The sequence below is a fragment of the Flavobacterium lipolyticum genome (assembly GCF_020905335.1).
Taxonomy (GTDB): domain Bacteria; phylum Bacteroidota; class Bacteroidia; order Flavobacteriales; family Flavobacteriaceae; genus Flavobacterium; species Flavobacterium lipolyticum.
In genome coordinates this window covers 2774531-2791405 of record NZ_JAJJMN010000001.1, presented here as the reverse complement: position 1 = coordinate 2791405, position 16875 = coordinate 2774531, and the positions used below count along the sequence as shown (strand labels likewise).

Here is a 16875-nt window from a genome sequence, read left to right as displayed (position 1 = left end):
ATTTTTTTAACAAAAGTAGTACTTTACGATTGAAATATTTAACTCAATTTTGCAAATTGAAAATTTATAATAATTACCTTTGAAACCTATTTAAATTAATTATGAATAACACTGCGCCTACATTTGCGAAGCAAGACAATCTGAAGTTCTTCAGAACGCTTAACTCACGAGTAAACAATTACTTCAAAGAGAACAATATTCAGAAAACAGGAAACTGGAAGCTGCATTTAAAAGCCATTATTCTTTTCGCTGTTTTCTTAACACCATACTTCTTAATATTAACGCTTAACATGCCTTTCTGGGCACAATTACTCCTAAATATCCTTATGGGAGTTGGTATGGCCGGAATTGGTATGAATGTCATGCACGATGGAAATCACGGGTCGTACTCTTCTAAATCATGGATCAACAAAATCATGGGGGGAAGTATTTACGTATTAGCCGGAAACGTTCACAACTGGCAGGTACAACATAATGTACTTCACCATACCTATACGAACATTCACGGTCATGATGAAGATCTTGATGCCGGAAGAATCATTCGTTTTACCCAAAATGCAGAATGGCACCGTTTTCACAAATTCCAACATTACTATTCTTTTTTCTTATACGGACTTTTGACTTTTAATTGGGCTCTAACAACCGATTTCAAGCAAATGAAAAATTACCTGAAAAGAAAATTATCCTACGGAGCACCACAAAGTCCAACTAAATTATGGACCGTTCTCGTAATCACAAAAATCATCTATGTTTTAATCTGGATGGCTTTACCAATGATTTTAGGTGTAATATGGTGGAAAGTAGTGATCGGATTTTTCGTTATGCATTATACTGCCGGATTAATTTTAAGTATCGTTTTTCAATTGGCACACGTAGTAGAAGAAACTTCAAATCCGGTTCCGAATGAAGAAGGGGAAATGGAAAACACCTGGGCCATTCACCAATTGTATACCACTGCTAATTTTGCACCAAAAAACAAAATAATCAACTGGTTCACAGGAGGTTTAAACCATCAAATTGAACACCACATTTTTCCAAATATCAGTCATATCCACTACGGAAAAATTGCCGAAATTGTAAAACAAACTGCCATCGAATGCAACTTGCCTTATCATGAATTCAAAACGATGAGAGGAGCTGTATTAGCACATTACAGACACTTAAGAGATCTTGGAATAAAACCCGAGCTAGCATAAAATAAGAAACTATTAATCATTAACCGTCTTTAATTAAAGTTGAAATTAAAGACATTCAAAAATTTTATAATGAATCATATTCTTTCAGACAGAATCAACAACTTAGCGACATCACAAACTTTAGCAATGGCTGCTTTAGCACGCGAATTAAAAGCACAGGGAAAAGACATTATCAGTTTAAGTTTAGGAGAGCCGGATTTCAATACGCCGGATTTCATTAAAGAAGCAGTTAAAAAAGCAGTAGACGAAAACTACAGTACTTATTCTCCGGTAGAAGGTTATTTAGAATTGAGAGAAGCAATCTGCAAAAAATTCAAAAGAGACAATGCATTAGAATACAAACCATCTCAAATTGTGGTTTCTACAGGTGCAAAACAATCTTTATACAATATTGCCCAAGTAATGTTAAACGATGGTGACGAGGTTATTTTACCGGCACCTTACTGGGTTTCTTACTTTGAAATCGTAAAACTTTCAGGCGGAGTTCCGGTTGAAGTTCCTACTTCTGTAGATACTGATTTCAAAATGACGCCTGAGCAATTAGAAGCTGCCATCACACCAAAAACAAAAATGATGTGGTTCTCTTCTCCTTGCAACCCATCCGGATCTGTATACAGCAGAGAAGAATTGACAGCGCTTGCAAAAGTGTTGGAAAAACATCCAAATATTTATGTAGTTTCAGACGAAATTTATGAGCACATCAATTTCTCAGGGACTTTCTGCAGCATCGGATCAATTCCGGGAATGTTAGAAAAAACGATCACTGTAAACGGAGTTGCAAAAGCATTTGCTATGACAGGATACAGAATTGGTTATATCGGAGCTCCTGAATTCATTGCAAAAGCGTGTGTAAAAATCCAGGGACAAGTAACTTCCGGAGCAAATTCTGTAGCACAACGTGCCACAATTACAGCTGTAGAAGCCGATCCGAGTGTATTAAACCACATGGTTCAGGCTTTCCATACTCGCAGAGATTTAGTTGTTGGATTACTTAAAGAAATTCCTGGTGTAAAAATCAACGTTCCGGAAGGAGCTTTTTATGTTTTCCCTGACGTTTCTTCTTTCTTCGGAAAAACATTAAGAGGAACTGAAATTAAAGATGCAAACGATCTTTCGATGTATCTTTTAGGAGAGGCCAACGTAGCAACGGTAACTGGTGATGCCTTTGGAAACCCAAATTGTATCCGTTTCTCTTATGCTACAAGCGACGATATCTTAAAAGAAGCATTACGCAGAATCAAAGAAGCTTTGACGGTATAACGACATACAAACAATAAAAAAAAGGGTGTTTTCCAAAGAAAACACCCTTTTTTTTATCTAGTCGATTAAAAATGAAGCAATCTCTTTTGTAATTGCAGTCGGCGAATTGCAATCGCAATTACTCAATCCTACTACATAAACCTGTTCTGTCGGTTCGTAAACCCCCATCGATTTAAAGCCAAAAATACTTCCCCCATGCTCGCGAACAATTTTATCCTTTACTTTTTCTAAATGCCATCCATATCCATAATCAATATTTGTTCCATCATTTAGCTTATAATTTACAAATGCTTTCTTTGTAGAAGCGGGATTTAATAAGGTATTCGCATTTATTGCATATTGCCATTTCAACAGATCATCAACATTTGATAGTATCGAACCCGAAGCATACGGAATAGAGAAACTGATATAATTGGCATTAATAAAACCATCCCTCTCTCGATAACCCGAAACCCTGTTTTTAATCATTTTATCATGGCTCGCGTAATAGGTATTTTCCATTCCGATTTTCTTAAAAATATGCTGTGTTATAAAGGCTTCATAAGTCTGTCCGGAAACCATTTCAATGATATACCCCAAAAGCACATATCCCGAATTACAATATTTATATTTTTCACCCGGCTTAAAATCGATGGGTTCATTTTTAAAAAAATCTACCAGTTCTTTTGGAGACAAATCTTGTCTGGCAATATCTTTTATAGCTTTCATACTCGTAAAATCTTTAATTCCTGAAGTATGCGTTAGTAAATGATGTACAGTAATCTTATTCCCATTTGTTGGATAATCGGGAATAAACTTCGTGATTTCATCATCAAGTTTAAGCTTCCCCTGCTCTGCCAGCATCAAAACAGCAACTGCCGTAAATTGTTTGGTCATGGATCCGATTTCAAAAACAGACTCGGGTTTCATTTGAACATCCATTTCTAAATTGGCCATTCCAAAAGCTTTTCGATACACTACTTTTCCTTTCTTAACCGCCAGAAAAACAGCCCCGGGATTTTCAGGTTGAAACTTTGAGGCAATTAAATTATCTATTTGGATTTCTAAACTCTGAGCCGACAGTCCCGAACAGATAATTAGAAACAGAACAATAAACGATTTTAAGAAGGCTTTCATTTTGTGATTATTTAGTCTGATTGATAAAAGCTTTGACGACTTCTATCTGCTAAAGGTTACAGAGAGTATATTTTTAGAATTTACGGGGGATTTCGCCGCGGCGAACCGGGCTATTCGCTGTATCTTTTGCTTTTTAAAGAAAAAAGCAAAAGGATATCGCTCCTATCCCTAACCCAAAAAATAAGCTGCAGCAGAACAAATTACATTTTAGCACTCCCCTAACAACCCCATATTTTTAAATCATTTTATTAGTATTTTTAACAAATCAATAAAAAAATTATTGAATCTGTTTTTTACAAGGTTCTCCTTAAAAACAATAAACATGAAAAATATAATTGCTACAATCGTATTATTGCTCACAATAGGAATGTTCATAACATCCTGTACCGTAACCAAAAAAATAACCATAACCGAATCAAAACCCTATACACCGATATCTAAAGAACTATTTGATACCATTGTAAAAATGGACGGAGTTGTTTTTGAAGCTGCTAACAAAGGTGATTTAGAAAAATTAAAAACTTTATTCGCAGAAGACCTTGAATTCTTTCATGATACGGGAGGACTAGACGACTATACAAAAACAATGGAAAACTTCCGACGAATTTTCACCAATTATGGATACACAAGAAGAGTTCTGGTAGAAGGAAGCATTGAAGTTTACCCCATTAAAGATTATGGAGCCATACAAACCGGATTGCATAAATTCTGCCGACTTGAAAAGGGAGAGCTCATCAACTGTGGTACCTATAAATTTACTCATATCTGGAAAAACACCCCTATAGGCTGGAAAATTACCCGAGTCATTAGCTATGGGCATTAAAAAAGATAAAACTAATTAAGTACTTATAACTAACTACTAGCAAAAGTACTTTGACTACAATTAAAGCAAAAAAATTATCTTAATATTTGAAACTTCCTTTTCGAGAAAGAAAACCACTTAGTCAGTAAACCAAGTAGTTCTTGGTTTATCAGAATTTAAAAATATTTTATTATTTTCGCGCCAACCAAAAAATATTTTATGAATCTAACATTACGCAATTCTTTCTTAATTACAATCCTTAGTTTACTTTTTAACAATGAGGCAAAATCCCAAGCAACAGGTAATGCCATTAAAGGTTCTATAGGCTTTGCCTCAAGCAGTTCTTATTATATTGAAAACTATGGTAATCAAGAGGAAGTCGATGTTATGGGAGGAGGTTTTTATTTACAGGGAGAATATATCATTGGAGTAAAATCATGGTTTAGTATACGTCCATATGCAGGAGCTATATTTACATCAGTTGATAAAAATCAGAATTTACAAAATCAACCGCAATACAAAGTAACAACCAATGCTTTTTTAGTCGGAACAAAAGTACGTCTGTGTGCACCAATTCCTTGGGTAGCCCCTTTTATTGAAGGGGGAATTGGTACTTCGATAGGTAAATTTGAAACCTTTACACCAGGGGTTAATTTCAACAAAAGCGACATGTTATTACACATTCCCTTTAGTCTTGGATTAGCCATTGGCCGAAAAAATAATTTTGAAATTGCAATTTCGGGATACTTTCACCCAGCAGCTAAGCAATCGTCTGCGATATTAGGCTTAGGATATACTTTCCCTTTAGATTAATAAATCAAAAAGTATCTTAGTTCAAAAGATTACTTATTAAAAACCATCCGGTGATCTTTTTTAGTCCCTAACAAGTAATGAACAGATTAAAATCATCTGAAAACAAATAAAAACAACAACCTTAATCATCATCATTCCATATAAGTTAACAATTCCAAAAAAAACACCTCAGCATTAGCAAACTCGAAATATTTATAAGAACTTTGCAAACTTTTTTGCGTGAATACCACAAAAGCCTAAAGTACTTAAAATGAAGAAGAAGATTGAAATATTAGCTCCTGCCAGGGATTTAATTGGAGGAATGGCCGCCATAAACAGTGGCGCCGATGCTGTTTATATTGGTGCACCGCAATTTGGAGCACGCTCAAATGCCAACAATTCTATCGAAGATGTAGCAGCATTGGTACAATATGCACACCTTTTTAATGCACAGGTCTTTGTGGTTATGAATACCATTTTGTACGATAACGAACTCGAAACCTGTCGCAAAATGATTTGGGAATTGTACGACATTGGTGTTGATGCCCTGATTATTCAGGACATGGCGATCATGGAAATGGACTTGCCTCCTATCGTACTTCATGCCAGTACACAAGCCAATAATCGTGATGCCGATAAAATTAAATTCCTTAAAGATGCCGGAATCAAACGTGTGGTTTTAGCCCGCGAATTGAACTTACATCAAATTAAAACGATATACGACGAAGCTGATGTTGAATTAGAATTTTTCGTAACCGGTGCATTATGTGTATCCTTTAGCGGAAACTGTTACATGAGTGTAGCCAACGGAGAACGCAGTGCCAATCGCGGTTCTTGCGCACAAAACTGCCGTTTACCCTACAACTTAATTGACGGAAACGGAGAAACCCTGATCAGAAACAGTCACTTGCTTTCGATCAAAGATTTAGACATTTCAGATCAGATTCCGAATCTAATTGAAGCCGGAATCGTTTCTTTCAAAATCGAAGGCCGTTTAAAAGATGTGGTTTACGTTAAAAACAACGTTTCTTATTTACGTCAAAAACTAGACAGCTACTTAGAAGGCGCAGGAAGTGATAAGTACATGAAAGCCTCTTCAGGAACATGTACCTATACTTTTGATTCTTCTTTAAGCAGAACTTTCAACCGTGGTTATACGGATTATTTCGTAAACGAAAGACACAGTTCCATTGGTTCCTGGGAAAGCCCAAAATCAAAAGGCCAATATATCGGTAAATTAATCCGAACAGTTGGAAACGCTTACGAAATCGAAAACGGCGAATTACTAAACAACGGTGACGGACTTTGTTTCATCAACGAAAACAATGAAGCTGACGGAATCTATGTAAACAAAGCCGAAAACGGGAAAATTTATCCAAACGTTTTAAAAGAAGTAAAAGACGGAACTTTTATTTACCGTAACAACGATGCCGCTTTCATCAAAATTGTTGAGAGAGAGGATAGTGCTGTTCGTAAATTGAGCACTACTTTATTACTTACAGAAACCGCAACAGGTTTCGAATTAATCGCTACTGATGAAGACGGTAATGTAAGCACTGTTAGCTTGGAACATGCGAAAGAGCAAACTAAAACGGGTGAATCTATCGAAGAAAACATTAAAACTCAATTGGCTAAAACAGGTTTTACGCCTTACACCGCCGATGAAATCAATGTAATGTTCTCTCAAAACTGGTTCCTTCCTATTTCAAAAATCAACGAAATGAGAAGAACCGTTTACGATCAGTTGACTGAAATTCGTCTGGCCAATTACAAACGCGAAGAACACCAACTCGTTAAAACATCTCATCCGTATCCGGAAACTAAATTGGATTTCATGTACAATGTTTCCAACAAAACGGCCCGTAAATTCTACGAGCGCCATGGTGTTACCGAAATTGAAAAAGCATTCGAACTACAATGGGATCCGGGAAAATCACGTGTGATGACCACTAAATATTGCATCAAATACGAATTGAAAAAATGTCCGATACACCAAAAAGATATCGCAGGTGTTAAGGTAAAAGAACCCCTGGTTTTAAAACAAGGCGAATTAGAATACAAACTGAAATTCAACTGCAAACCTTGTGAAATGGAAATCTGGGAAAAAGATGCAGAATTCGAAATAGAAGAAGATCATTTTCATTAGAATTTTAACCGCAAAGAACGCAAAGATATACGCTAAGGTTCGCAAAGATTCATTAATCTTTGCGAACCTTTTCTTTTAACTGAATATTAAAAAAATTTGCGTTCTTAGCGTAATTCCCTGCGGATTTTGTGGTTAAATTCACCCCGTTATTTCTCCGTTTTATCATTTAGACATAAGGAGAAATCACACAAGAAACTCAAACCCAATTGTCGTCAATCTTTATCGAATTACGAGTGTGATTTTCCCCTTGGATCGAAATGACAAACTACACGGTTACTTTATCTAAAAGACAAAAACTTAGCGCTCTTTGCGTAATTCTTTGCGAACTTTGCGGTTAAACTCTTTTTTCGCTACTTTTACTTCTCCAACAACACAATTAATCCAAAATGAAAATACTACTCCTTGGTTCGGGTGAACTGGGCAAAGAATTTGTCATTGCCGCTCAACGAATCGGACAAACTGTAATTGCTGTCGATAATTACGAAAATGCTCCTGCCATGCAGGTAGCACACAGCTTTGAAGTCATCAACATGCTCGACGGCGAAGCACTGGACCGAATCGTAGCCAAACACCAGCCCGACTTTATCGTTCCTGAAATAGAAGCTATCCGAACAGAACGTTTTTACGATTACGAAAAACAAGGCATTACCGTTGTTCCATCTGCGAAAGCAGCCAACTTTACCATGAATCGAAAAGCGATTCGCGATCTCGCTTCGAAAGAACTGGGATTAAAAACCGCAAAATACCAATATGCAACTTCGGCAGAAGAACTTCAAAAAGCTGTTCAGGAAGTTGGAATTCCCTGCGTAGTAAAACCTTTAATGTCTTCTTCCGGAAAAGGACAATCTACTATCAAAACGGAAAGCGATATTGAAAAAGCCTGGCAATATGCCGTTGCAGGTTCACGTGGTGATGTCATCGAAGTTATCGTGGAAGCTTTTGTAGATTTCAATTCTGAGATTACACTTTTAACCATTACTCAAAATAACAATCCAACACTTTTTTGCGCTCCAATCGGGCACCGCCAGGAACGCGGTGATTATCAGGAGAGCTGGCAGCCTGCAAAAATTTCTGATGCCGATCTATACGAAGCGCAGGATATGGCCGAAAAAATTACCGAAGCTCTGGGAGGAGCAGGCCTTTTTGGTGTTGAATTTTTCTTAACCAACGAGGGTGTTTATTTCTCCGAACTCTCCCCACGCCCACACGATACCGGAATGGTAACGCTTGCCGGAACACAAAATTTTAATGAATTCGAATTGCATTTGCGAGCTATTTTAAGCTTACCCATCTTCGAAATCACGCTTGAAAAAGCTGGTGCGAGTGCCGTGATTCTGGCCTCAGAAGACTCGACAAACCCAACTTTTACCGGAATTGAAAAAGTAGCCGCTTTACCTAAAACTGATTTCAGAATTTTCGGAAAGCCAACTTCAAGACCTTACCGTCGAATGGGAGTTGTTTTAAGTCATGACTCTCTCACAACACCAATCGACGAAATCACAGAACGTGCCAAAACAACTTCAAAACTAATAACCGTAAACTCTTAAAAAATGAAAAACGCATTATTTGCACTGTTCCTGCTTGCCGGAATTTCAACTCAGGCTCAGGATAAGAAAACAAACGAAAAACCTGTAATCGTAGAAACCGCTTGTGGCGAATGTCAATTTGGAATGAAAGGCAAAAGCTGTGATTTAGCCGTTCGCATTGACGGCAAGACTTATTTTGTAGACGGAACAACAATTGACGAACATGGTGATGCACATGCCGAAGATGGTTTCTGTAATGCTGTTCGCAAAGCTTCAGTTATCGGAAAAATAGAGAATGATCGCTTTAAAGCAAACTCTTTCAAGCTGATAAAAGAAAAATAATGGCATTAATTCTTGAAAATATAGCCAAACACATTTCATTGACTCCTGAAGAGCGGGCTCATTTTTTATCCAAAACAGAAACCCATTTTTACAAGACAAAAACCATTTTACTGAATGCCGGCGAAGTTTGTACCCATTCGTATTTTGTAAATTCGGGAATTCTAAGAAGCTTCAACATCAATGATAATATTGTCGAGCATGTTCTGGCATTTGCTTGTCAGGGCTGGTGGATGAGTGACATGTACAGCTATTTTTCACAGAAACCGGGAGAACTTTTTATAGAAGTTTTAGAAGAGGCAGAAGTCATTTCTTTATCCAAAGAAAATCAGGAGCAATTGTATCTCGACATTCCTAAATTAGAACGTTTTTTCAGAATTTTAATTGAAAATTCTCTGGTTGCCAATCAACAACGCTTAATGGATAATTTAAGCCTTACGGCAGAAGAGCGCTTTGAGAAATTTTGTGCTAAATACGGCACATTGGTTCATAAAGTACCTCAAAAGCAAATTGCTTCTTTTATTGGTGTAACACCTGAATTTTTCAGCAAAATGAAAGCCAGACTTTTAAAAAAGTAAAATTAAACCATTAAGATATTAAGATACATTAAACTAGACTTAATCTTTCTTATTTTTTAAGAACATAAAGCTTAACTTTCTTAATATCTTAATGGTAAAAACAAATAGTTAAAACTGCTCAACCTCTGTTGAATGTTTCATTGCTGTAGTGGAAGACCTCCCTATCGTTACTGTATTTTGAACCGCATCAAAATAAGAAGTCCCAACAAAAGCCTGATGTTTTACTGCTCTGAATCCGTTTTGTTGCAAAGCAAATTCTCTTTCCTGCAATTCAGAATATCCTGCCATACCACGTTCTTTATACGCTTTAGACAATTCGAACATACTGGTATTTAAAGCATGGAATCCTGCCAAGGTAATGAACTGAAATTTATACCCCATAGCCGCCAGATCTTCTCTGAAAGTTTCCATTTCTGCTACTGATAATTTAGCGGCCCAGTTGAAAGACGGAGAACAATTATATGCCAGCATTTTACCCGGAAACTCTTTTTTCATTGCATCCGCAAACTTCTTCGCATAAACCAAATCAGGATTACTGGTTTCCATCCAAATCAAATCAGCATAAGGCGCATAACTTAATCCTCTTGCAATTCCCTGATCGATTCCGCTGTTTACATAGAAAAAACCCTCATTGGTCTTTTCTCCGGTAATAAATTTTGCATCTCTCGGATCAGCATCACTGGTTAGCAAATTAGCTGCATCAGCATCTGTTCTGGCAACAATTAATGTCGAAACGCCCATAACATCAGCAGCCAAACGAGCTGCGATCAATTTGTTAATCGCCTCCTGAGTTGGCACCAAAACTTTTCCGCCTAAATGTCCGCATTTTTTAGCAGAACTCAACTGATCTTCAAAATGAACACCAGAAGCACCCGCTTCAATCATCGATTTCATCAATTCGAAAGCGTTTAAATTTCCGCCAAAACCGGCTTCTGCATCGGCTACAATCGGAACCAAATAATCTTTTTTATCTTCAACCTGGTTTACCACCTGAATCTGATCAGCTCTCAACAAGGCACTATTAATTTTTTTTACCACCATCGGCACGCTATTCACCGGATAAAGCGATTGGTCAGGATACATTTCTCCTGCCAGATTTGCATCGGCAGCCACTTGCCAGCCACTCAAATAAATCGCTTCTAAACCAGCATCGACTTCCTGAATCGCCTGATTTCCTGTTAAAGCACCTAAACCAGCAACATAATCCTGACTTTTTAACTTTCTCCATAATTTCTCCGCCCCCATTTTAGCAATAGAATGCTCAATATGATAAGAGCCCTGAAGCGTCACCACCTCAGTAGCAGTATACGGACGTTCAACGCCTTTCCATCTTGGGTTTGTGATCCAATCGTTAATCAATTCCTGAATTCTGTCTTCTGTTGTTTTCATAAAAATATAAGTTAAGTTGGTTAGTAAGTAAATAGTTTGCAGTCGCAGTTTACAGTTCTGACTGTGACTTGTAAAAGGTTTATTTTTCACGCCGATTTTTAATGATCAGCGCAACGTTTTTTTATAAATATTTGTAACATGGAAGGGTTAAAAAATCAACGAAATCGGGATTTACAACCAGTCTTTCCAAAACTTTCTCCGCTAACGGGAATTGACGATTTTCGTAATTTTCCTCTCCCAGCTCGTCTTTAATTTTTTTGAATTCCTCTAAAGCCAACTCGTGATAATACGCCAGATTTAGTATTTGTCCGTTATCCAAAGTCACCTTATTCTGAAGCCACTGCCACAATTGCGATCTTGAAATCTCGGCCGTAGCAGCATCCTCCATCAGATTGTGCAAGGCTGCGGCACCTTGTCCGTTTAGCCATGAAGCCAAATACAAAACCCCAACATTAATGTTTTTGCGAACCCCATTTTCTGTTATAATTCCAATTGGCGGCTCTATCAAATCGGCTTCTGTTATTTTGCGATATTCTTTTTTAACATGAATTTGATTGGGAGTTGGCATTCCGGCATCGAAAACATTTTTAGCCAGAGCAACCAAATCCGGATGCGCTACCCACGTTCCATCGTGACCATTCTTTACTTCACGTTCTTTATCGGTTTTTACCTTTGCGAAAGCAATTGCATTTGCCTCCTCATTATTTTTAATCGGAATTTGAGCAGCCATCCCTCCGATAGCATGAATACCTCGTTTATGACACCTTTGAATTACCAGATTCGAGTAAGCGTTCATAAAAGGCGAAGTCATATTGACCTGATCGCGGTCCGGAACAATAAACTTTGAATGCTTGCGGAATTTTTTAATGTAAGAGAAAATATAATCCCAACGCCCGCAGTTCAATCCAACAATATGATCCTTCAATTCAAAAATAATTTCGTCCAGCTGAAAACTTGCTGTTATAGTTTCAATTAAAACAGTAACCTTTATCGTTCCTCTTTCTAACTTCAAATAATCTTCGGTAAAATCAATTACAGTATTCCACCAGCGCGCTTCCAGATAATGTTCCAATTTTGGAATATAAAAATAAGGTCCTGAGTTATTTTCTAAAAGTCTCTTATGATTATGAAAAACATACAAACCAAAGTCTACCAAAGAACCTGAAACCGCATTTCCATCAATCGAAAGATGTTTTTCTGGTAAATGCAATCCACGTGGACGCACGATCAATGTCGCAATCTTTTCATTCAGGTGATACGATTTATGCTTAATCAAATCGGTATAAGAAATCGTCTTGTTAACCGCATCAATCAAATTCACTTGTCCGTCCATTAAATTTTGCCAGGTCGGAGAAGTACTGTCTTCAAAATCTGCCATAAAAGTTTTCGCTCCTGAATTCAACGCATTGATAATCATTTTGCGATCAACCGGTCCCGTAATCTCAACTCTACGATCCTGTAAATCTTTTGGAGTTTCTCCTGCCACCCAATTACTTTCTCTGACGGTTTTTGTTTCGGAAGGAAAAGACGGCATGACGCCCTGATCAAAAGCGGTTTGTTTTTGTTCGCGTTGCAGTAACAATAATTTTCGTTGTGAATCGAATTTTCGATGCAGTTCGGTTATAAAAACAATTGCCTCTTCTGTCCAGATCTTTGGATAAGAAAGCTTCTTTTCGGCCAAAAACTCCATAGCCGTCTCGGTAATCTCTAATTGGTTTTTCATCGTTGTTGCTTTTGATTAGTTCTCCATTATTCGTCATTTTTTGCTAATAAAAGATCTTTTCTCTTATAACAATCTGACCGTTAATATTTTCTACACCACAATATTAGAAAAAAGTTTTTTACAAAACAAGCGAACGTTCGCTAAATTTACAAAAAACTTTTTTGGCGATTATTTTTAGATTACTTACATTTGATATTATGGATATCGAAAAAGACTATATAAAGCTGATTTTTGGGCTAAAACTCAAGCAGGTTCGCACTCAGAAAAACCTCTCTCTTTTTGGTTTGGCTAAACTGACCAATCTTTCAAAATCGTATTTGAACGAGATTGAAAAAGGAAAGAAATATCCAAAAACAGATAAAATTTTGCTTTTATGCGAACATTTGGATGTTACGTACGACCAAATGGTTTCTTTAAAACTGGACAACAACCTCGCTCCGATTGGAGAAATCTTAAAATCAGGAATTTTAAAAGAGATTCCTCTGGAGCTTTTTGGCATTCAGGAAGCGGACCTAATCGACATTATTGCCAATGCACCCGCCAAAGTCAATGCGTTTATCAGCACCATTATTGAAATTGCCCAGCATTACAATCTGAGCAGGGAGAGTTTTTTCCTCGCCGCCTTACGCTCGTATCAGGAAGCACACAGTAATTATTTTGAAGATCTGGAAGATAAAGTAATTGCTTTTTCTAAGTCCTTTCAGATTAATTTAGATTCAAAAATCACTATTAAAGAACTCGAAGCCATTCTTAAAGAAGAATTTGACTACACTATCAAAGAAATTGCCTTCACGGATCAGGAAGCCTTAGAAGATCTCCGCTCTATCTATGTCCCAAAAAGCAAAACCCTCTTACTTTCAACAGAAATCGACGATCCGCAGAAAGCTTTCATTCTGGCCAAAGAAATCGCCTATAATTATCTGAACTTATCGGATCGCTTACTGACTTTCAGCTGGATCAAGTTTGAGAACTTCGATCAGGTATTGCATAATTTCTATGCCTCGTACTTTGCAGGTGCTTTATTACTGCCAAGACAGTTGCTAGTAAACAGAATCAATGACTTTTTAAATAACGAAAAACCAAATCCGGAAGAATTTGTAACGCTGATCGAAAGTTTTGAAGTTTCTCCAGAATCCTTTTATCAAAGATTAACTAATTTACTCCCTAAAGATTTCCATCTGAAGAACTTATTCTTTTTAAGAATGTCACATAAAATTGGTTCTGACGTTTATCAAATCAAGAAAGAACTGCACATCACCAATCAGCAGGAACCACATGCAAACGAAACCAACGAGCACTATTGCAGAAGATGGGTTTCGGTAAAAACCATAGACGAAGCAATCAAACAGAACAAACCACATTTTTTTGATGCTCAGATCTCAAGTTATGTCCATAGCGGAAATGAATACCTGGTTTTTTCATCAGCCACAAAAGATCCTTTCATCAAAGACAACATAAGAAGTATTTCGGTTGGTATTTTAATCAATCCAACCATGAAAAAGAAGTTCAAGTTCATTGAAGGAAAACCGCTTGTCAAACGAATTGTAGGGGTCACCTGCGAAACCTGCGACGTAAAAGACTGCCTTGAAAGAGCCGCTCCGCCTATCGCATTGGAAAAGAAAAAACGCCACGAGAATACAGATGCTGTTGTGCAACAGTTTATTGCGCAATACAGCTAGTCTTTTTTAGATTGTTAGACTTCTTAGATCGTTAGACTTCTTAGATCTTTGGATTATTAGATTATTGGATTGCTGGATTATTGAATTATTAGACTGTTTAGATTGTTAGACTTCTTAGATCTTTGGATTGTTAGATTATTGGATTGCTGGATTATTGGATTGCTGGATTATTGGATTGCTGGATTATTGGATTATTAGACTGTTTAGATTGTTAGACTTCTTAGATCGTAAACATGAAATCCAGCCCATCTCAATCGCTGCAAAAGCCTCTGTACCTTTGCAACTCTGAGCCTTTGCACCTAAAAACCTCAGCAACTCAGAACCTCAGCCCCTCAGCCCCTTTTTCTTAATCTACATTAAGTGCTTTTCAGGCATGTTGATCGTAAATTTGTACTATAAAAAATAACAAAACAATTATCATCATGGAAAATATAGTAATACACAAAGCAGAAACAAGAGGAAACGCAAATCACGGATGGCTTAATGCCTATCACAGTTTTAGCTTTGCGAGCTGGTACAATCCGGAAAGAATTCAGTTTGGAGCGCTTCGAGTTCTAAATGACGATACTATTGCGGGCGGAATGGGTTTTGGAACTCATCCTCACGATAATATGGAAATCATTACCATTCCGTTAGAAGGTGATTTAGCACACAAAGACAGTATGGGGAATACCGAAATCATTAAAAATGGTGACATTCAGGTGATGAGTGCCGGAACCGGAATCCAACATAGTGAGTTTAACCCAAATGCCGATCAGCAAACGAAGCTGCTACAAATCTGGTTGTTTCCTAACCAAAGAAATGTAACGCCGCGTTACCAACAAATCACTTTAGATGTTGCCGACAGACACAACAAACTGTCTCAGGTTTTATCTCCAAATGCTGATGATGAAGGAGTCTGGATCCATCAGGACGCCTGGTTTCATATGGGGAATTTCGATTCCGGCATCGCTACAACCTATAAATTAAAAAAAGAAGGAAACGGAGTCTACGTTTTTATCTTAAAAGGAAATGTAACGATAAACGGTCAGGAATTGAACACTCGTGATGCTATGGGAATCTCTGATTTTGAAACTTTAAACATCAAAGCCAACACTGAGGCCGAATTCCTGCTAATGGAAGTTCCTATGAATTATTAATTTGTAAGACACTTCACATACATTTCAAAAGAAGCGATAATTATACTGAATCACAGTACGTTATCGTTTCTTTTTTTTCTCAAAGCACAAAAAAACCAAAAAGAAGTATTAAATTTATTAATAGAAAATTGGTCTGAATTTAAAACTAAAATTAACCGCAAAAATTTTCAATCATGAATCCAAATGACCTTACGAAAGAATATAGCAATGGAGAAGTAACCATTGTATGGCGGTCCGGGAAATGCATTCATTCTGCCAATTGTGTAAAAAACAATCCCGATGTTTTTCACCCAAAAGAAAAACCATGGATCATTCCTGAACGCTCTACAACAGAAAAAATTATTTCAACCATTCACAAATGCCCGTCAGGAGCATTGAGCTTTTACATGAATGACAAAAGCTAATTTTCTTGCCACAGATGAAAGAAATTTTTTCTGAATTGAAATATATTAATCCATGAAAATCATTTAATGCGTAGCAAAAAACTAAGACTCTTCCCTCTAACCGGGGGACTCTCAGAGCAACAATAAAAGATGCGATACTCCAAAAGTCATCGCATTTTTTATTTCTTAATCTAGGTTAAGTCCCTTACACTCACTACCACCGTAACTTTGTCCTATCAAAATGAAATTAATTATTTAAAAGATAAAATTATGGCAACTACAAAATGGTCAATAGACCCAACACATTCAGAAATTGGTTTTAAAGTTAAACATATGATGTTTACAAATGTTTCAGGTAAATTTGGTACTTACGATGCAACAATCAACACAGACGGAGACAATTTCGAGAATGCTGCAATCGAATTTTCAGGAGACATTACTTCTATTGACACTGCAAATACAGATAGAGACAATCACTTAAGAAGTGGCGATTTCTTTGATGCTGAGAATCATCCAAAACTAACTTTCAAAGGTTCTTCTTTCAAAAAAATAAATGAAGGGAGCTATGAATTAACCGGAGATCTAAACATCAAAGGTATCTCAAAATCAGTAACTTTTCCGGTAGAATTTAGTGGAACTATGACTGATCCGTGGGGAAATACAAAAGTCGGATTAAATATCGAAGGAAAAATAAACCGTAAAGATTGGGGTCTAAACTGGAACTCAGCTCTTGAAACCGGTGGTGTTCTGGTTGGAGAAGAAGTAAAATTAAACATTGAATTACAGTTTGCAAAACAAGCGTAATCC

The 16875-nt window shown here is 37.0% G+C and carries 15 protein-coding genes; 12 read left to right on the top strand and 3 right to left on the bottom strand.

What is annotated here, in order from left to right; translation table 11 throughout:
- The first annotated feature begins 101 nt into the window (after positions 1-101).
- Both LNQ34_RS12205 and LNQ34_RS12200 read left to right on the top strand, forming a co-directional pair.
- Positions 102-1196 carry a fatty acid desaturase family protein gene (locus LNQ34_RS12205; protein WP_202701266.1) on the top strand — a complete coding sequence of 365 codons (1095 nt, stop codon included), beginning with the start codon at positions 102-104 and terminating at the stop codon, positions 1194-1196.
- Positions 1197-1265: 69 nt separating this feature from the next.
- Positions 1266-2456 (top strand): pyridoxal phosphate-dependent aminotransferase, encoded by a 1191-nt coding sequence (locus LNQ34_RS12200; RefSeq protein WP_202701265.1) that lies wholly within the window; start codon positions 1266-1268, stop codon positions 2454-2456.
- 57 nt (positions 2457-2513) lie between these two features.
- On the opposite strand, the gene LNQ34_RS12195 is transcribed toward LNQ34_RS12200, so the two are convergent.
- Positions 2514-3572: a serine hydrolase domain-containing protein gene (locus LNQ34_RS12195; RefSeq protein WP_229999925.1), complete on the bottom strand. Its 1059-nt coding sequence runs from the start codon at positions 3570-3572 to the stop codon at positions 2514-2516.
- Positions 3573-3894: 322 nt separating this feature from the next.
- Between LNQ34_RS12195 and LNQ34_RS12190 the strand changes: the two genes are divergently transcribed.
- From LNQ34_RS12190 to LNQ34_RS12165, 6 genes are all read left to right on the top strand, one after another.
- Positions 3895-4395, top strand: coding sequence for a nuclear transport factor 2 family protein (locus LNQ34_RS12190; protein WP_202701262.1), 501 nt, complete (start codon positions 3895-3897; stop codon positions 4393-4395).
- A gap of 198 nt (positions 4396-4593) precedes the next feature.
- Entirely contained in the window at positions 4594-5187 is a 594-nt protein-coding gene (locus LNQ34_RS12185; protein WP_229999923.1) for a hypothetical protein, read from the top strand.
- A 250-nt stretch (positions 5188-5437) separates the two neighbouring features.
- Positions 5438-7312 (top strand): peptidase U32 family protein, encoded by a 1875-nt coding sequence (locus tag LNQ34_RS12180; RefSeq protein ID WP_229999921.1) that lies wholly within the window; start codon positions 5438-5440, stop codon positions 7310-7312.
- A gap of 386 nt (positions 7313-7698) precedes the next feature.
- On the top strand, positions 7699-8859 hold the full coding sequence (gene purT / locus LNQ34_RS12175) for a formate-dependent phosphoribosylglycinamide formyltransferase (RefSeq protein ID WP_229999920.1): 1161 nt from the start codon (positions 7699-7701) through the stop codon (positions 8857-8859).
- A 3-nt stretch (positions 8860-8862) separates the two neighbouring features.
- A complete protein-coding gene (locus LNQ34_RS12170; RefSeq protein ID WP_229999918.1) occupies positions 8863-9180 on the top strand; it encodes a DUF6370 family protein in 318 nt (105 codons plus the stop codon).
- Entirely contained in the window at positions 9180-9755 is a 576-nt protein-coding gene (locus LNQ34_RS12165) for a Crp/Fnr family transcriptional regulator (protein ID WP_229999916.1), read from the top strand. Before LNQ34_RS12170 ends, LNQ34_RS12165 begins: the two co-directional genes overlap by 1 nt.
- 108 nt (positions 9756-9863) lie before the next feature.
- Here the strand turns inward: LNQ34_RS12165 and aceA are convergent, their stop codons facing one another.
- Together aceA and aceB are read right to left on the bottom strand one after the other, a co-directional pair.
- Complete coding sequence (gene aceA, locus LNQ34_RS12160; RefSeq protein ID WP_017497777.1) at positions 9864-11144, bottom strand: isocitrate lyase; 1281 nt, start codon at positions 11142-11144, stop codon at positions 9864-9866.
- Positions 11145-11265: 121 nt separating this feature from the next.
- Positions 11266-12867 (bottom strand): malate synthase A, encoded by a 1602-nt coding sequence (gene aceB / locus LNQ34_RS12155; protein ID WP_202701250.1) that lies wholly within the window; start codon positions 12865-12867, stop codon positions 11266-11268.
- 197 nt (positions 12868-13064) lie between these two features.
- Between aceB and LNQ34_RS12150 the strand changes: the two genes are divergently transcribed.
- The 4 genes from LNQ34_RS12150 (at position 13065) to LNQ34_RS12135 (ending at position 16872) form a co-directional block, all read left to right on the top strand.
- On the top strand, positions 13065-14546 hold the full coding sequence (locus tag LNQ34_RS12150) for a helix-turn-helix domain-containing protein (protein ID WP_229999915.1): 1482 nt from the start codon (positions 13065-13067) through the stop codon (positions 14544-14546).
- Between the two features lie 422 nt (positions 14547-14968).
- Positions 14969-15685 (top strand): pirin family protein, encoded by a 717-nt coding sequence (locus tag LNQ34_RS12145; protein WP_017497774.1) that lies wholly within the window; start codon positions 14969-14971, stop codon positions 15683-15685.
- Positions 15686-15858: 173 nt separating this feature from the next.
- Entirely contained in the window at positions 15859-16089 is a 231-nt protein-coding gene (locus LNQ34_RS12140; RefSeq protein WP_229999913.1) for a (4Fe-4S)-binding protein, read from the top strand.
- Positions 16090-16338: 249 nt separating this feature from the next.
- The gene (locus tag LNQ34_RS12135) at positions 16339-16872 is read left to right on the top strand and encodes a YceI family protein (protein WP_202701246.1); all 534 of its coding nucleotides are present in this window, start codon (positions 16339-16341) and stop codon (positions 16870-16872) included.
- Positions 16873-16875: the final 3 nt, after the last annotated feature.

Excerpts from the sequence above, each read along its gene's own strand:
- LNQ34_RS12150 (WP_229999915.1), top strand. The coding sequence starts at position 13,065 with ATGGATATCGAAAAAGACTATATAAAGCTGATTTTTGGGCTAAAACTC.
- LNQ34_RS12145 (WP_017497774.1), top strand. The coding sequence starts at position 14,969 with ATGGAAAATATAGTAATACACAAAGCAGAAACAAGAGGAAACGCAAAT.
- purT (WP_229999920.1), top strand. The coding sequence starts at position 7,699 with ATGAAAATACTACTCCTTGGTTCGGGTGAACTGGGCAAAGAATTTGTC.
- aceB (WP_202701250.1), bottom strand. The coding sequence starts at position 12,867 with ATGAAAAACCAATTAGAGATTACCGAGACGGCTATGGAGTTTTTGGCC.
- LNQ34_RS12140 (WP_229999913.1), top strand. The coding sequence starts at position 15,859 with ATGAATCCAAATGACCTTACGAAAGAATATAGCAATGGAGAAGTAACC.
- LNQ34_RS12180 (WP_229999921.1), top strand. The coding sequence starts at position 5,438 with ATGAAGAAGAAGATTGAAATATTAGCTCCTGCCAGGGATTTAATTGGA.
- LNQ34_RS12190 (WP_202701262.1), top strand. The coding sequence starts at position 3,895 with ATGAAAAATATAATTGCTACAATCGTATTATTGCTCACAATAGGAATG.
- LNQ34_RS12170 (WP_229999918.1), top strand. The coding sequence starts at position 8,863 with ATGAAAAACGCATTATTTGCACTGTTCCTGCTTGCCGGAATTTCAACT.
- aceA (WP_017497777.1), bottom strand. The coding sequence starts at position 11,144 with ATGAAAACAACAGAAGACAGAATTCAGGAATTGATTAACGATTGGATC.
- LNQ34_RS12205 (WP_202701266.1), top strand. The coding sequence starts at position 102 with ATGAATAACACTGCGCCTACATTTGCGAAGCAAGACAATCTGAAGTTC.
- LNQ34_RS12135 (WP_202701246.1), top strand. The coding sequence starts at position 16,339 with ATGGCAACTACAAAATGGTCAATAGACCCAACACATTCAGAAATTGGT.
- LNQ34_RS12185 (WP_229999923.1), top strand. The coding sequence starts at position 4,594 with ATGAATCTAACATTACGCAATTCTTTCTTAATTACAATCCTTAGTTTA.
- LNQ34_RS12195 (WP_229999925.1), bottom strand. The coding sequence starts at position 3,572 with ATGAAAGCCTTCTTAAAATCGTTTATTGTTCTGTTTCTAATTATCTGT.
- LNQ34_RS12200 (WP_202701265.1), top strand. The coding sequence starts at position 1,266 with ATGAATCATATTCTTTCAGACAGAATCAACAACTTAGCGACATCACAA.
- LNQ34_RS12165 (WP_229999916.1), top strand. The coding sequence starts at position 9,180 with ATGGCATTAATTCTTGAAAATATAGCCAAACACATTTCATTGACTCCT.